The following is a 14,790-nucleotide window of genomic DNA, read 5'->3' as shown; positions in this document are numbered from 1 at the left end:
CATATGGTTGTTTTAGAATATTCACAGCTCGAAGAATTGATCGTCCGCATCCGCGAGATTTCCGGTTTCGACTTTTCCGGTTATGCGCGACCATCGCTGCTGAGAAGAGCGGGCCGTTACCTGGCTAAATACGGCATGGACCTGGACGAGCTCATACAGCACATCGAGCCCGGCGGAAGCATTGTATACGACCTGATCCAGGAACTGACGGTCAATTATTCTGAAATGTTCCGCGATCCCGAATATTTCAAACGGGTAAGGACGGAAGTATTTGGTTACCTGGAATCTTACCCGTCATTGCGGTTCTGGGTGGCCGGATGTGCATCGGGCGAAGAGGCGTTTTCAATGGCAATCCTGCTTAAAGAGGCCCAACTCATGAGCCGTTCGCTGATCTATGCAACTGATCTGAGCAATAAGGTGCTTACTTCGGCCAGGGAAGGGGTTTTTACTTTGGGAAACGCAAGATCATTTTCCGAAAATTATCTCCTGGCGGGGGGGAATGGCTCATTATCGGATTATTATCATGTCGCTTACAATAAAGCCGTTATATCCCCGGAATTGCGGAAAAATATTGTTTTTTCATTGCATGACCTTACCGGTGACGGGGTTTTCAATGAGTTTCAATTTATAAGCTGTCGCAATGTAATGATCTATTTTACGCTTGAACTGAGGCAGCAGGTTTTCAAGCTTCTTTATGATAGTTTGAGCATGTTAGGGTTTCTTTGTTTGGGAAAACGAGAAACATTGCGTTATTCGGGGCTTGAAGCCCATTTCAAAATAATTGACAGTGCACTGAACATTTATCAGAAAATCAAATGAACAGCGCGAAAGATGAATCGCTGAGTCTTGTACTAATGGGCGGCTCGTCGGGAAGCTTTGTGATCCTGGAAGACATTATTAAACTTTTAAAGGGACCGATCTCGTTTGCCGTTATTTTCGTATTGCATAGGGGAAGATACAGTTCATCGGTGTTGCCTGATTTATTTAAAACAAAAACCGATGTTCACATGAGCGAACCGCATCATCTTGATCCGATTACCTCGAACACGATTTACTTTGCATTGCCGGATTATCATCTTCTGGTCGGAGAGGATCATCGGTTCTACTACGATCACACAGAGCCGGACTTTTTTTCACGACCGTCCATTGACGCGACATTTATGTCTGCGGCAATGTCAGGCATTCCCCTGAAAGCCGCTATGCTGTTTTCAGGGTCAAGCCAGGATGGAGCCGCGGGATTAAAACTCCTGGCCGAAAAGGGCTGTCCGACCTATGTGCAAAGTCCGGCGTTTGCGGAATTTCCGCGCATGCCGGAAGAAGCATTATTAAAATATCAAAAACACAAGCTGTTAGAGGAGAATGGGTTTTACGAAACGATCAGCGATCTACTTTCATAGAATAAATTAAGATGGAAAACACAAAAATTCTGCTGCTCGACGACCGTGAAGAAAACCTCATTTCGTTGAAAGCGATTCTAAGCAGGGATGATATCGAGATTTACTCCACAACTTCTGCCAACGAAGCATTGCGCATAGTATGGGAAAATGAGATTGCGGTGGCACTTGTCGACGTCCAGATGCCTGGTATGGATGGTTTTGAATTTGCAGAAACCTTGCTTTCCAATCCGAAGACCAAAGAAATTCTGATCGTTTTTGTGACCGCCATTTCGAAAGAAACAACCTATGCGGTGCGCGGGCTCAAAACCGGCGCGATCGATTATCTGTACAAACCGCTGGACCCTTATATAACCAATGCAAAGGTCGACTCGCTGATCAGGCTGGCCAGGAGCCAGAAAGAGATTCGTGACAAGAACAAATTACTTGAAAATTACGCAACGATCATTCTCAATTCCCCCGACATTATTGCAACCGTTGAACCGGAAACGGGCAACATTATATCTATTAACCCATCAGTTGAAAAAATTCTTGGAATATCTCCCAGTCACCTGGTAGGAACCACAATCCTGGATCTGCTGGTAGAACCTGGAAATGCTTCTTTACGTGAGGTTTTGGTTAGGAAGAGCTACGTAGGTGGGGAAACCATCGTTGTGGAAGACCGGTTCTTCGGGCGGTTAAGACAACCTGTCTGGCTCGAATTGCGCATTATGTATAAAAACAGGCTCCTGTTTGTAAACCTGCATGATGTAGAAAAAAGGAAAGAGCATGAAAGAGCATTAATCGACGCACAAAGTCTTGCCGAGAAAGCCCGGAAGGCGAAGGAATCATTTCTTGCAAACATGAGCCACGAAATACGTACACCGCTTAACGGTATCATCGGGCTGGGGAATCTGCTCAGCGCAACACCCCTCGACGCATCCCAGCGCGACCTGATCGACATGCTGCGCCAGTCGTCCGGATCCCTGCTCAACATTCTCAATGACATTCTGGATATATCCAAAATTGACGAAGGGAAATTCTCTATTATCCCGACGTCCACTGACCTCCGTGTGCTCGGTAAAGGGATTATTGACCTGATGCGCTTTAAAGCAGATGAGAAAAAGCTGAACCTCAGCCTGGCTATCGATCAAAATCTTCCGGAATGCGTCATGGCCGACGGAATGCGCCTGAACCAGATTTTGCTGAACCTGGTGGGCAATGCATTAAAGTTCACACAGGAAGGCGGAGTCGTTTGCCGTGTGGATCTGATCTCAGAAACGCAGTTTGGCCACAAGATTAAATTCAGCGTCGACGATACGGGCATAGGCATGTCTGAGGAGCACCTTGCCAATATTTTCTCGGAGTACGGACAAGCTTCTGAAAACACGTCGCATCAATACGGAGGAACGGGCCTTGGACTGACAATTTCTCAAAAGCTCGTGCGGCTGATGGGCAGCGAGCTGGAAGTGAACAGCAAATCCAATAAGGGAAGCCAGTTCTTCTTCACCTTAATCCTGCCGGATGCCAATGAAAAAAGCGTTGAGCCAAAACCTTCGGTAGCATTCCAGGATTTGCCGCCATTTACGGGGAAGACAGTCCTGGTAGCCGAGGATAATCCGATCAACGCATTGCTTTTGAAAAAATACCTGAAAACCTGGTTATTGGATGCGACCATGGTTTTGAATGGCCGGGAAGCCATTGATGCATTGAGGGAAAAAAAATATGACCTGATCATTATGGATACAAGAATGCCCGAAATGGATGGCTTTCAGGCCGCAAGCTTTGCCCGGAAGCAGCTGATGATTCAAACGCCGATTCTTTCGCTTTCGGCCACGGTGTTGCCTGAGGAAATTCAGCAGGCCCTGGCATCGGGTATGAATGATACATTATCCAAGCCATTTGAGCCGGAAAAATTGCACCGGAAGATTGCCGCCTTGCTGGGAGAGGAATAGCGTTAGCAGACAATCAGCCGGAAACATATTTCCCAAATGTGGAAAGTCTTATTCATCGCGACGATTTCATCGCGACGATTTCATCGCGACGATTTCATCGCGACGATTTATTTCCGTTTGCAGTAATGATTGGTTGAAGGATTTCGTTTATTAATTATTCATAATCGTTACGCTTAGTTAAAATGAAAATCATAAAAAACAGTTGGTGTTTATTACTGCTGGCTGCCCTCGCTGGATGTAGTTCCTCAAAAACCATGACATATGAGTCGAAATGGAACGCGCCTTTTTCATATGTGGATGAAGTCAAACCAGATCAGCAGGATCAGAAATCAAGGCTCAGATACGGAATCATTAATGATGAACATTACGTTTATCTGACCCTGAAAACCAAGGATCCGACCACCATTCAAAACATCCTTTCCAGCGGCCTGAAAATCTCTTTCAGCCCCGACGGACAGAAAAAAGATCAATACTCACTGCTGTTTCCGGTTGTAATGAAAGAAGACCGGAAAGCGTTAAAACGCGTGGATACTGATCTTCCCAACAGCCTCGGACTCGACCTGCTTCTGGATTCGTATAACAAAGAGGCCGTTTGGAAAGACAAACAAGGCCAGCATTTCATCAATCTGGTGGCACAGGACGGCAGCATTAAGTCCAAGATCCTGATGGACCAGAATGGAGAGCTTACAGAACAGATTGCAATCCCGTTCAGCCTCATGGGCGTGAACGCCAGAGAAACCGCAATGCTTGGTGTTAACATTAAAGTGGATGGACAGTCGTCACAATCCGGATTCAGCCCACGCATTGGCATAGGTTTAGGGGGAGGAATCGGAATGGGAGGCGGAATGGGTGTAGGCATCGGATCGGGCGGCTATAACTCGCGTTATAACGGCAACGACCGTAATGTGGACATCAAGCTTGAAGTTCAGCTTGCCCGTGCTAACTAGCATTGAAAATGAAGTCCGCCGGCACAACGGCGTCCCGGCATTCCGGCGGACCAAAACGGTAAATTGTGAACAAGAGCAACATTAAGAGAGCATTCGGTTATTTAAAGTTCAGAAGAAACTTCATCAGATACAGCCTCAATAAAGCGCGCAGTTACGAAATCGTGCTTTTCTGGTTGAAAAGTGTGCTCACAAGATCTCAGTTTTTGATCCTGTCGGGTATCCTGGTCGGCATCACGTGCGGCCTTGCGGGCGTGATCCTCAAATCGCTTGTACATTACATTCACTATGTAATTACCTACAAGGTCTACTTCGAGCAGCAGGTTTTCTTTTATATTTTGTTTCCCTTTCTGGGCATCGTCATCACGACGCTGGTTGTGATTTTTATATTCAAAGGGCAGGACAAAAAAGGCATCCCCGTAATCCTGTACGAGATCGCGCAGAATTCAAGTGTGGTCTCTTCGGTCAAAATGTACTCACAGATCGTTCAAAGTGCGATCACCGTGGGGTTGGGAGGGTCGGCTGGTTTGGAGAGCCCTATCGCAGTTACAGGGGCTGCAATCGGGTCTAATTTTGCTCAGACATACAAGCTGGATTATCGCGAACGGACATTGCTGCTCGCAGCAGGCGCAACGGCTGGTATTGCCTCGGCTTTTAACGCGCCTATCGCAGGGATGATGTTCGCCTTTGAGATCCTGCTGGTAGGCGTCGTGTTTTCTGATTTTATCCCCTTGGTCGTTGCGGCAGTTTGCGGCAGTCTTATCTCAAAGATCTTGCTGCAGGAAAATGTTTTATTCCAATTCAAGACGCGTAACCCGTTCGATTATCACAACATTCCGTTCTATTTAATTCTCGGCGTTCTGTGCGGACTTTACGCCCGGTATTTCGTTTTAATAGCCAAATACATTGATGAGTTTTTTCACGGGCTGAAACTCACGCGGATCAGAAAAGCCATGCTCGGAGGCGCTATCCTGTCGGTCTTGTGCGTGCTCTATCCGCCGCTCTTTGGCGAAGGTTATGACACCATTAAAGCCATCACCAATGGGCAGATGCAGTCGGTAATTGAGAACAGTTTGTTCCGCTTCATCGGCTACCGCGAATGGGTCGTTGTGGTCTTCGTTGCGCTCATCTGTTTGCTCAAAGCATTCTCCGCTTCGATCACCATTTTCAGTGGTGGGAACGGTGGAAATTTTGCGCCGTCTCTTTTTGCGGGCGGCTCGCTTGGCTACGTGTTTGCGCTCATCTGCGTGCAGGTCGGCGCCACCGATGTGCCCATCAATAATCTTGTGATCGTCGGCATGGCGGGTGTCATGAGCGGCGTACTTTATGCGCCCTTAACCGCGATATTTCTGATCGCCGAATCTACTTCCGGTTATGATCTTTTTATCCCCTTAATGATCGTTTCGGTCATCTCATATTTAATGGCGAAATGGTTTTCGCCCATCTCGCCCGACCTCAGAAAACTCGCAGAGCAAGGCAAGATTTTCACCCGCGAACACGACCGGAATTTACTCTCGCTGCTGCACATTCTGGACCTCATCGATAAGGACATTCAGACGGTAAGCCAGTACGCAACACGCGAGGAGCTGGCTGAGCTGGTGCGGGTGGGAAGGCGCAATATGATCTCGGTCGTGGACGAGGATAAGAACCTGGTTGGTACAATTTCTCTGGACGACATCCGGCCGCTGCTTTTCAATCCGCAGCTGTATGATATGCTCACGATATCAAACCTCATGAAAGTCCCGTCCGTAGTCATCAGCGACTTCGACAGCATTGTAAGTGTTGTCAAAAAGTTCGATGAAACGGGTGCCTGGAACTTGCCCGTAGTGAAAGTGTCCGGGGAGTTTGTAGGGTTCATTTCCAAGTCCGCCATCCTGAACAGTTACCGCCAGTTGCTGCGCGCACATTCGGGATAAATATTCACGCATAAGCGCTTCATAAACTACCTTATTACGCATTGAAATCCAGCGCTTAACAGGGCAGGTTATGCCATTGCTTAACGATCCACGTGAAACATTTCCGAAATCCCGCTCAGAGGCATCAAAAATCCACTTTTTCATTCATAATGATGCAAAGCATTGTTTGACAATGTGTTAAACTTGCTATATATTTGCATAATACTTGAATGCTCAACTATATGTCAACAATTAAACAAATATAACTCAATCATATGTCAACCATCACGCCGTCATTAAAATTGTTCCTGAACCTCACCACAGTGCAGGCCTTGATTACCAAGCGATTCGATGCAAAACTGAGCAGTCATGGCATTAGTCTCAATGAATTTCTGATCTTGTTTCACCTGGGAGAAGCGCCCGAAGAGAAGATGCGCCGCGTTGATCTGGCTGAAAAAATCGGCCTGACAGCCTCAGGAATTACCCGGATGCTGTCGCCCCTGGAGAAGCTGGGAATGGTGAAACGCGAAGCCAATAGCCGCGACGCGCGGGTGTCGTATGTGAAGCTGGCAAACGCTGGTAAGCGGATCCTTACCGACGCAACTGCCACATCGGAGCTTTTGTCAGAACAGATTCTTTCAACCCTGAGAACAAAAAAACTGGACGACCTTTCAAAAATGCTCGTCGAAATGGGCGGCACAATTGAATAGACGCAGGCCATAATGCATGCATATTCGTACATCAAAAAGAAAACCCGCCGCATTGCTTTTCAGCATCGGTGGGTTTCTGCTTATAGGGCTTTTAAAGGCGGTTTTACTTCGCTTTTCGCACGTAAATATTGCCATTCATATTCTTCATCATAATTTCGCTTCCGCCGCCATTGATCTTGCCTTTTACCCAGTCATCGATCGAAACCTTATACATTCCGTCCTTGCCCGAGCGCGTGGCCTGCGGAGCGCTTTTGTCCACGTCCACATCGAAGTCGCTGAATATTTCGCCCCGGTCTGATTTCAGTTTTACATCGAATTTTGCAGTCGCCGGAATGGTCACATCCACGTTGCCGTTCAATGTCGAGAATGCCATGGGCGAGGTGTTGTCGATGGTCTTAAAGTTAGCTTTCAATGTTCCGTTAATGGTGTTCGCAACGGCCGATCCGGCAATGTTCGTAAGCGTGATGTCGCCGTTCACATTCTGGATTTCCATCTCGCCGGATACGTTCTCAATGACAATGTCTCCGTTGTTTACAGTACCAACTTTGAGGCCAAATTTCTGGGGCACTTTGATCTCCAGAAGCATCGTTGTGTTCACCATTCTGGTCGTCAATTTGACAACATTATGCTCTTCGGTTGCGGTCAGTTCGAGGCCTCCGTTTCGGGTGATCCGCTTCATGCCACCGGCTGCTTCGTCTTTGGGTTTGTCCGGCTTTTCGGAGCTCTTAACGACCGCGTCAATGATAACCTGGTTGCCCGAATAACCCGTCACTTTGATGGTCCCGTTTATCAGGTTGACTTGTAAAGATCCGGGTTTTGCAGGGTCTGTAAGCGGCACCACGAGTTGTTCTTTCGTTCCCGTCTGCGCCTGGGAAGGACTCGTGAAACAGGCTATCAACGCGGCAATCGAGAGGGTCAATAATGGGTTGGTTTTCATTTTTGTTATGATTGTTTTTTAATATAAATATTCCCGTTGAATGTTTCAAACTTATAGGTAGGGCCGCCTTTACCAATGCGGATCCTGGTTTCTGTGCTGAGTTTGTAGACAGTTTTATTGGGCTTGTTTTCTTCATTTTTCACCACTTTTACCGGCAGTGATTCTGTGTTTGGAAAGTCTGTATAAAATTCCCCGTTAAAGCTTTTGAACTGACAGTCGGCGGAAAAATCCGACGGATAGCTGATCTTGATATCACCATTCAATGTCTTAAAATCCGATTCGCCCGGAGGAAGTGAAACATAGTTGGCGACAACATTCCCGTTAATGGTCCGCGCGATAGCCGCACCTTTTGCATTCACCAGCGTAATGGCGCCATTGACATTGCTGACGCCTAATCGACCCGTAACATCCTTCACATCCACATCGCCACCGTTTACCGTCGACATATGCAGGTTCATGGCATAGGGGACTTTTACAGTGAAATCCAGCTCAAAATCGTACTCGATCCTGGGGCCGTCATTGTTACGCCTGCCGTGGTTGGGGCGCGAGTCAAATGGTTCGGAAATGTAAGCCGTAATGCTGTCCGCTTTCTGCTCAAAATTCAGTTTAAACTCCTGCTTTCCCTCGTCTACGATGGCGTTGGTTTTGCCCGTAATTTTCTTGTCCACTTCAATCAAAACCTTACTTCCGTTATAGCCCTCCACCTTTATGGAGCCATTAATGTTGTAAATGGCCAGCACATTGGCCGATGCATTCTGAGATAGAGTAAACTCTTTACTCACGCGCTCCTTGAATTCAAGCTTTTGTGCGGGCGACTGGGTACAACAAAGCACCGCTCCCGCTAATAAGGGGATTGCAAAAAATTTCATAGCTAATAGTTGGATTATGGTTGTAATTTAAGATAAGTCCTTGATTGACTGCTCGATCTTGTTCTTCACCAGGTCATTGAGCCCCTCTCTGTTCAGCAGCTTACGCAGTTCTTTCACAGAGCCTTTTTCCTGCAATTTTACCATCACATCGGCCAGCGCAACCTGAACCATTGGTGAATCCTGCACAGCCAGCGATTTCACCAGGCCTTCCCGCACCACCGCATTCGTGGCAAATTGCGTAAGCGCTTCCAGTGCCACCAGGCGCACATTCACATTTGCATCGTTGTTCAATGTTGAAAAAAGTGCGTCGATCACCTTCTCGTCGGCGTGGGTAATGTCGCTTGTATAGCTCACTGCACGTAGCCTTTCTGTTGCCGAAGGGTTGTCGATCAGCGCCAGCATCATGGTGCTTTTCATCTGTTCCACCTGCGTTGCGAGCGTTTCGATTTGTTCCTGATATGCGCTCGCAGACACATTATTTTTGCTTGTTTTATGGCCGATAACCCAGCCTAAACCCACCAGCAGCAAGCTGAATGCGACCTGAACTGACCATTGCGGAAGTACAAAATCCCTGAGTTTTTGGATAAATGTTTGCCTAGAAAACGGCGTGCTGGTTTCCTCCGTGGCTTTAAAATTATCAAGCATGGCGTAAAAGTTGACCCGTATTTCCTCGCTTGGCTCCGGGACTTTCATCTTGCCCAGACTTTCCCAAAGTTGCTTGTCAGACGCGAATTCCTCCTGGCAATGCACACATTCGGCAAGGTGCCGCTCCACATTTAGTCTGTCCACCTTGTCCAGATCGTTGTGAAGCCAGTCTTCCAATTTATCCTTTGCATGTTCGCAACGCATGTCCTTATCGTCTTTCATTAGTAAAAAACTTTTTTTTCAATTCACCCAAAGCTCTGTGCACCCGCACCTTCACCGTCCCTTCGTTAATGTTCAGAACTTTCGCAATCTCATCGTATTTCATTTCCTGGAACCGGCTCAATACGAGCACTTCGCGGTAATCGTCACTCAATCCGGCCATTGCTTTATGCAGGAAATCGGCATTTTCTTTTTTCTCAAATCCTTCGTCTGCCAATGTGCCTCCACCGATCTTATCAGCCATTTCATTCACATCATAATGATCTTTGGAGCGGTTTTGCCTCGCGGAGTCATTCAGGATATTCCTGGCCAGATGATACATCCATGTCCTGAATTCACCTTCACCCGTAAACGTATGCTTGTATTTGAGCATCCTGTAAAACACATTCTGCACGAGATCTTCGCTCATGTCCCTTTTATGCGTCATATGATAGAAAAACGCAAACAAAGGGCGGTTGTACCGTTCAAAAAGCAGGCCCATCTTGTCCAGATCCCCGGCCTTAACCCTCAGCATGAGTGAATTATCTGTCAGCGTATTCAAACGGTTCGTCTTTTGTGGTGATCCTGATGTGGAAACCGGGCGTGCGGGAAAAGGTTACAGGAATTTATAAAAATAAATTTGAAAAATCCGTATCCGTCTCTTTACTAATGCATTATATACAAACAAGGCCGGTTTCCCGGCCTCCTTAAGATCAGTGTTAATGTCGTCTTGCACCCGATGAAGTTTATTCCGACCGCAGCGATTTTACCGGGTTCATTAATGCTGCCCTAACCGATTGAAACGACACCGTAAGCAGTGCAACCGCCACCGAAACCAGGCTTACCAGTGCTAAGGCCCACCATGAAACGTCGATTTTATATTCAAAATCTTCCAGCCAGCGGCTCATCAGCCACCAGGAAGTGGGCAGTGCAATCACGATTGCTACCACAACGAGTTGGAGAAAATCCTTCGACAGCAGCGCAACAATGCCCGCTACCGACGCGCCCAGCACTTTGCGAACGCCAATCTCTTTGGTCCGTTGCTCCGCCGTAAAAATCGCCAGCCCGAACAGTCCCATGCAAGCGACCAGTATGGTTAATCCGGCAAAAATCGCTAATATTTTACCTGTTTTCTGTTCAGTTTTGTAGGTCTCATTAAATCTTTCATCCAGGAATGAATAGGTGAAAGGCATATCAGGTTTAAAGCTTTCCCACTGGTTTTTCATTTTGGCAAGCAGGCCAGAAACCTCCTTGTTTTTTGTCTTAATGATCATCCATCCTCGGTCCTGGCTCAATGTCATCACCAGCGGTGAAATTTTCTCGTGCAATGATTTGAAATGGAAGTCTTTTACGATGCCGATCACGTGGTAAGCGCTGCCTTTGCCCTCATTGTTCCGCCGCGAAAGCGTTTTCCCGATTGCATTATGCTGCCATCCCAGCGCTTTTGCGGCTGTTTCGTTCAGGATAACGGCGGTTGAATCCAAGCCATAAGCTTTTGAAAAATTGCGTCCCTGTGCCATTTCCATGCCCAATGTGGCCAGGTAATCGTAGTCCACTTCGTAACGGAGCGTTTTGAGAAGTTGCGAGGGATTGTCCTCCGGCGTGATCATATAATTGTTGTTATCGGAAGGCCCGGCAGGCACAAAGCCGGACAAGCTGACGTTGCTTACACGCGAATCCCGCATCAGCTCATCCTTGAAAACCGGCATATTTTTGCCCAGCGCCCAGGCCGGAACAACCAAAACCTGGTCTTTTTCATAACCCAGTTTTTTGTTTTGGATAAATTTCAATTGCTGATATACGACCGTTGCACCGACCATTAATGTGATAGAAACGAAGAATTGAAAAACCACCAAGCCACTTCTCAGGCCAACATTTTTACCGGAAGAATTAAGTTTAACAGCCGCGTTGCCGCCTTTGAGAACGGCAATAGGCTTGAATGACGAAAGGAAAAAAGCAGGATAGCTTCCTGCAAAAATGCCGACAAACAGACCGAAGATCAGCAAAGCGGGAATCAGCGCGGGAAGTGCTTCCAGGCTGAAACCGAGATTTTTACCCGAAAGACTATTCAGCAACGGCAAACCGGCCAGACAAATAAGCCCTCCAAACACCAATGCAATGCCCGTCAGTAAAATGGATTCCATCAAAAACTGCGCGACCAGCTCGATCTTTTCCGATCCCATCACTTTCCGCACACCCACTTCCCGGGCACGCTTGGAAGAACCGGCCGTGGATAAATTCATGAAGTTAATGCACGCAATGAGCAGCATAATCACTGCAATGGCACCAAAAATGTACACATATTTCAAATCCCCATTGGTGCCCAGATCATACTGAAAATCTGAATGCAGGTGAATTTCGGTTAGGGGTTGCAGATAAAGGCCGAGGTTATTTCCTTTCTTTTTGAATTCAGCAAAGGTAAGGCCAAGGGCTGTTTTGAGCTGGGGGCCCATGTATTTCTCCACGGTTTGCGGGAGTTTCGCATTCAGCTGGTTGTAATCGTAGCCCTCAGGCAAAAGGAGATAAGTGTAAAACTCGGAGATCATCCAGGAGGTCGATTTGGCATCTTCCAGGGAAGACATGGATGCCAGCATATCAAATTGAATATGCGAATGTGCAGGCATTTCCTCCATTACGCCAGTTACCTTATAAGGCGTTTTCCAGTCCTTAAATGTGATTATCTGACCGACAGCATCTTGTTTTCCAAAATACTTCTCAGCCAGTTTGGTTGAAATAACAATTGTATTAGGCTGTATGAGCGCCGATTTTACATTCCCTTCTACGAGCGGAAATGTGAAAACTTGCAGGAAATTAGAGTCGACGAATGCAAGCTCATCGTCGGTATAAATTTGTTGGTTGCGTAACACCATCGGAGCGCCTCCGCGCCTTAACCTGGTGGCTTCCAAAACCTCGGGATAATCGGCTTTGAGGGCAGCGGCGGTGGGAGGCATTACATGCGCTTCCTTCATCTCACCGCCTTGCATTACTGCTTTGAAAACCACCCGCACGATCCGGTCGCCGTTCTCATGAAAGCGATCGAAACTGAGCTCGTCCAGCACATAAAGGCTGATCAGCAGGCAGGAAGCCAGCCCAATGGCCAGGCCCGTAATGTTGATAGCAGAAAAGGCGCGGTTGCGGAGCAGGTTGCGCCAGGCGATTTTGAAATAGTTTTTTAACATAACAGCAGGAGAATGAGAGCGGATTGTATTTTATTTTTATGGCTAACAGATCGGTACATTGTATAACATAGTTCTTTGTATAAAATATATGCCAATTTACTTAACGGCTCTTAACAAGCCGTTTACACGCATCTCCATCTTTCAAAATGTCCGCATTCGGACACTTTTCGTACGAAAATGATCAGCATCACAAAGGCTCGCGCGTCACGGTGCTTGGCGGTTCGAAGGAGCGTTGTTACATTTGATATAAAGCAAATCACCCATGACAGACCTGGAAAACTATCTGCAATCTTATTTTAAGTTCGAGCCGGGCGATCTGACCACCGTCGCTTCCTTTTTTAAGCCGGAGTTTGTCAAAAAAGGTGATTATTATCTCAAAATCGGGAAAAGTTGCGATAAATTAAGCTTTCTCCAATCGGGCCTACTGCGGGTTTATGTGGATTTGGAAGATAGGGAGGTAACGCAGTGGATTTCTTCAAAGGGTTATTTCATCACCGATCTTTCCAGCCTTGTTTTCGGCAAACCTTCCCGCTGGAACATTCAGGCGCTTACAGATACGACATTATACACCATCGATAAAGCCGATTATGACCGGATAGGGGACTTCGTTCCAAAATGGCACCAGACCGAAAAGTTGTTCATTGCGCACTGCTTCGTCATGCTGGAAGAACGCGTGTTCTCATTCCTGTCCATGACCGCCGAGCAGCGTTATAATGTCCTTTTCGAAAGCAGCAGAGAGATTTTCAATCAGGTGCCGCTGCAATACATTGCCTCTATGCTAGGCATGACGCCCGAAACGATCAGCCGCATCCGTCGAAAGCAGCTCATTTGATTTCTTGACATAGGTCAAGTGGCGTTGATTGTGCCGATTATACTTTTGTAAAGTCATTAATCAACCAGCCATTTGTATGTTTATAGGTCATTATGGATTAGCATTCGGAGTTAAGAAAGCAGCTCCCCAAATATCGCTTCTGACATTGTTCGTCGCCGTCGAATTTGTCGACATTCTCTGGCCATTCCTGCTGTTGTTGGATGTTGAGCAGGTGAAGGTTACGCCGGGCATTACGGTTGTTACGCCATTTGATTTCGTACATTACCCTTACACACACAGTTTGCTGATGGGCATTGTGTGGGGAGCATTGGCAGCATTGGTTTATTGGTTTTTCAAAAAAGATATCAAAAGCGCTGTGATTGTAGGCCTGGCGGTGCTGAGCCACTGGTTCCTGGATGCCGTAGTGCACATTGCCGATTTGCCGCTGACTCCTTTTTCAGATACGAAAGTCGGGATGGGGCTTTGGAATTCGCTGGAAGGGACGCTCGTTGTGGAAAGCATCATCTTTATAATAGGCGTCGCGCTTTATTACAGGGGTACAAAGGCTATTAATAGCAAAGGAAAATGGCTTTTCTGGCTGCTCGTTGCCTTCTTTATCATTATTGACATCTTCAACATGTTTGGCCCGGCACCGGAAGATTCGATTCCTGCATTGTTTGTTTCCTTCGCAGTGTTGCAGTTAATCGTCCTTTCATTGGCGCATTTCGTGGATAAGAACCGTGCTTCCTTATAATTTGCAAGCGACGTATTGCCGCCAACATTGCTTGCTACCAATATTACATGCCTCCGGCATTTTTCAAACCGCGTCCTTCGTTTTTTTTTCCTACCAATATTACATGCCTCCGGCATTTTTTGAACTGTGTGCTTCGTTTTTTTTCTACCAATATTGCATGCCTCCGGCATTTTATGAACCGCGTCCTTCGTCTTTTTTTCTACCGATATCGCATGCCTCCGGCATTTTATGAACCGCGTCCTTCGTTTTTTCCTACCGATATTGCATGCCTCCGGCATTTTATGAACCGTGACCCTCGTTTTTTTTCCTACCAATATTGCATGCCTCCGGCATTTTATGAACTGTGTGCTTCGTTTTTTTCCTACCAATATTGCATGCCTCCGGCATTTTATGAACCGCGTCCTTCGTTTTTTTTCCTACCAATATTGCATGCCTCCGGCATTTTATGAACCGCGTCCTTCGTTTTTTCCTACCGATATTGCATGCCCCCGGCATTTATGAACCGCGTCCTTCGTTTTTT

13 protein-coding genes are annotated in these 14,790 nt (G+C 46.9%); 8 read left to right on the top strand and 5 right to left on the bottom strand.

Annotation, left to right across the window (positions count from 1 at the left end; all coding sequences use genetic code 11):
- Window positions 1-3: 3 nt before the first annotated feature.
- From NFI80_RS06925 to NFI80_RS06900, 6 genes are all read left to right on the top strand, one after another.
- On the top strand, window positions 4-819 hold the full coding sequence (locus tag NFI80_RS06925; RefSeq protein ID WP_233798452.1) for a CheR family methyltransferase: 816 nt from the start codon (window positions 4-6) through the stop codon (window positions 817-819).
- Window positions 816-1,397 (top strand): chemotaxis protein CheB, encoded by a 582-nt coding sequence (locus NFI80_RS06920; RefSeq protein WP_235163691.1) that lies wholly within the window; start codon window positions 816-818, stop codon window positions 1,395-1,397. Before NFI80_RS06925 ends, NFI80_RS06920 begins: the two co-directional genes overlap by 4 nt.
- 11 nt (window positions 1,398-1,408) lie before the next feature.
- The gene (locus tag NFI80_RS06915) at window positions 1,409-3,328 is read left to right on the top strand and encodes a response regulator (RefSeq protein WP_235158774.1); all 1,920 of its coding nucleotides are present in this window, start codon (window positions 1,409-1,411) and stop codon (window positions 3,326-3,328) included.
- Window positions 3,329-3,582: 254 nt separating this feature from the next.
- Entirely contained in the window at window positions 3,583-4,275 is a 693-nt protein-coding gene (locus tag NFI80_RS06910; protein WP_233798449.1) for a hypothetical protein, read from the top strand.
- A 65-nt stretch (window positions 4,276-4,340) separates the two neighbouring features.
- Window positions 4,341-6,188, top strand: a complete 1,848-nt coding sequence (locus NFI80_RS06905) for a chloride channel protein (protein ID WP_235163692.1) — start codon at window positions 4,341-4,343, stop codon at window positions 6,186-6,188.
- Between the two features lie 254 nt (window positions 6,189-6,442).
- Window positions 6,443-6,877: a MarR family winged helix-turn-helix transcriptional regulator gene (locus NFI80_RS06900; protein WP_235158772.1), complete on the top strand. Its 435-nt coding sequence runs from the start codon at window positions 6,443-6,445 to the stop codon at window positions 6,875-6,877.
- Between the two features lie 103 nt (window positions 6,878-6,980).
- On the opposite strand, the gene NFI80_RS06895 is transcribed toward NFI80_RS06900, so the two are convergent.
- The 5 genes from NFI80_RS06895 to NFI80_RS06875 all read right to left on the bottom strand — a co-directional run bounded on the left by NFI80_RS06895 (window position 6,981) and on the right by NFI80_RS06875 (window position 12,705).
- On the bottom strand, window positions 6,981-7,814 hold the full coding sequence (locus NFI80_RS06895; protein WP_235163693.1) for a DUF4097 family beta strand repeat-containing protein: 834 nt from the start codon (window positions 7,812-7,814) through the stop codon (window positions 6,981-6,983).
- A gap of 5 nt (window positions 7,815-7,819) precedes the next feature.
- Entirely contained in the window at window positions 7,820-8,683 is an 864-nt protein-coding gene (locus NFI80_RS06890; RefSeq protein ID WP_235163694.1) for a DUF4097 family beta strand repeat-containing protein, read from the bottom strand.
- A gap of 27 nt (window positions 8,684-8,710) precedes the next feature.
- The gene (locus tag NFI80_RS06885; RefSeq protein ID WP_235163695.1) at window positions 8,711-9,550 is read right to left on the bottom strand and encodes a zf-HC2 domain-containing protein; all 840 of its coding nucleotides are present in this window, start codon (window positions 9,548-9,550) and stop codon (window positions 8,711-8,713) included.
- The gene (locus NFI80_RS06880; RefSeq protein ID WP_233798828.1) at window positions 9,537-10,061 is read right to left on the bottom strand and encodes an RNA polymerase sigma factor; all 525 of its coding nucleotides are present in this window, start codon (window positions 10,059-10,061) and stop codon (window positions 9,537-9,539) included. The genes NFI80_RS06885 and NFI80_RS06880 overlap by 14 nt, the downstream gene beginning before the upstream one ends.
- A 211-nt stretch (window positions 10,062-10,272) precedes the next feature.
- Complete coding sequence (locus NFI80_RS06875; protein ID WP_235163696.1) at window positions 10,273-12,705, bottom strand: ABC transporter permease; 2,433 nt, start codon at window positions 12,703-12,705, stop codon at window positions 10,273-10,275.
- Between the two features lie 262 nt (window positions 12,706-12,967).
- Between NFI80_RS06875 and NFI80_RS06870 the strand changes: the two genes are divergently transcribed.
- Window positions 12,968-13,537, top strand: coding sequence for a Crp/Fnr family transcriptional regulator (locus NFI80_RS06870; RefSeq protein WP_235163697.1), 570 nt, complete (start codon window positions 12,968-12,970; stop codon window positions 13,535-13,537).
- 76 nt (window positions 13,538-13,613) lie between these two features.
- Entirely contained in the window at window positions 13,614-14,270 is a 657-nt protein-coding gene (locus tag NFI80_RS06865; RefSeq protein WP_235163698.1) for a metal-dependent hydrolase, read from the top strand.
- Window positions 14,271-14,790 lie beyond the last annotated feature (520 nt).

The sequence above is a fragment of the Dyadobacter chenhuakuii genome, from assembly GCF_023821985.2.
In the GTDB taxonomy this organism is placed as follows: Bacteria; Bacteroidota; Bacteroidia; order Cytophagales; family Spirosomataceae; genus Dyadobacter; species Dyadobacter chenhuakuii.
The sequence above is the reverse complement of the archived record's forward strand: the minus strand, read 5'-3'. Positions and strand labels throughout refer to the sequence as shown.

Coding starts and splice junctions, on each gene's coding strand:
- NFI80_RS06900 (WP_235158772.1), top strand. CDS start 6,443: ATGTCAACCATCACGCCGTCATTAAAATTGTTCCTGAACCTCACCACA.
- NFI80_RS06910 (WP_233798449.1), top strand. CDS start 3,583: ATGACATATGAGTCGAAATGGAACGCGCCTTTTTCATATGTGGATGAA.
- NFI80_RS06880 (WP_233798828.1), bottom strand. CDS start 10,061: ATGCTGAGGGTTAAGGCCGGGGATCTGGACAAGATGGGCCTGCTTTTT.
- NFI80_RS06920 (WP_235163691.1), top strand. CDS start 816: ATGAACAGCGCGAAAGATGAATCGCTGAGTCTTGTACTAATGGGCGGC.
- NFI80_RS06915 (WP_235158774.1), top strand. CDS start 1,409: ATGGAAAACACAAAAATTCTGCTGCTCGACGACCGTGAAGAAAACCTC.
- NFI80_RS06890 (WP_235163694.1), bottom strand. CDS start 8,683: ATGAAATTTTTTGCAATCCCCTTATTAGCGGGAGCGGTGCTTTGTTGT.
- NFI80_RS06875 (WP_235163696.1), bottom strand. CDS start 12,705: ATGTTAAAAAACTATTTCAAAATCGCCTGGCGCAACCTGCTCCGCAAC.
- NFI80_RS06885 (WP_235163695.1), bottom strand. CDS start 9,550: ATGAAAGACGATAAGGACATGCGTTGCGAACATGCAAAGGATAAATTG.
- NFI80_RS06925 (WP_233798452.1), top strand. CDS start 4: ATGGTTGTTTTAGAATATTCACAGCTCGAAGAATTGATCGTCCGCATC.
- NFI80_RS06895 (WP_235163693.1), bottom strand. CDS start 7,814: ATGAAAACCAACCCATTATTGACCCTCTCGATTGCCGCGTTGATAGCC.
- NFI80_RS06865 (WP_235163698.1), top strand. CDS start 13,614: ATGTTTATAGGTCATTATGGATTAGCATTCGGAGTTAAGAAAGCAGCT.
- NFI80_RS06870 (WP_235163697.1), top strand. CDS start 12,968: ATGACAGACCTGGAAAACTATCTGCAATCTTATTTTAAGTTCGAGCCG.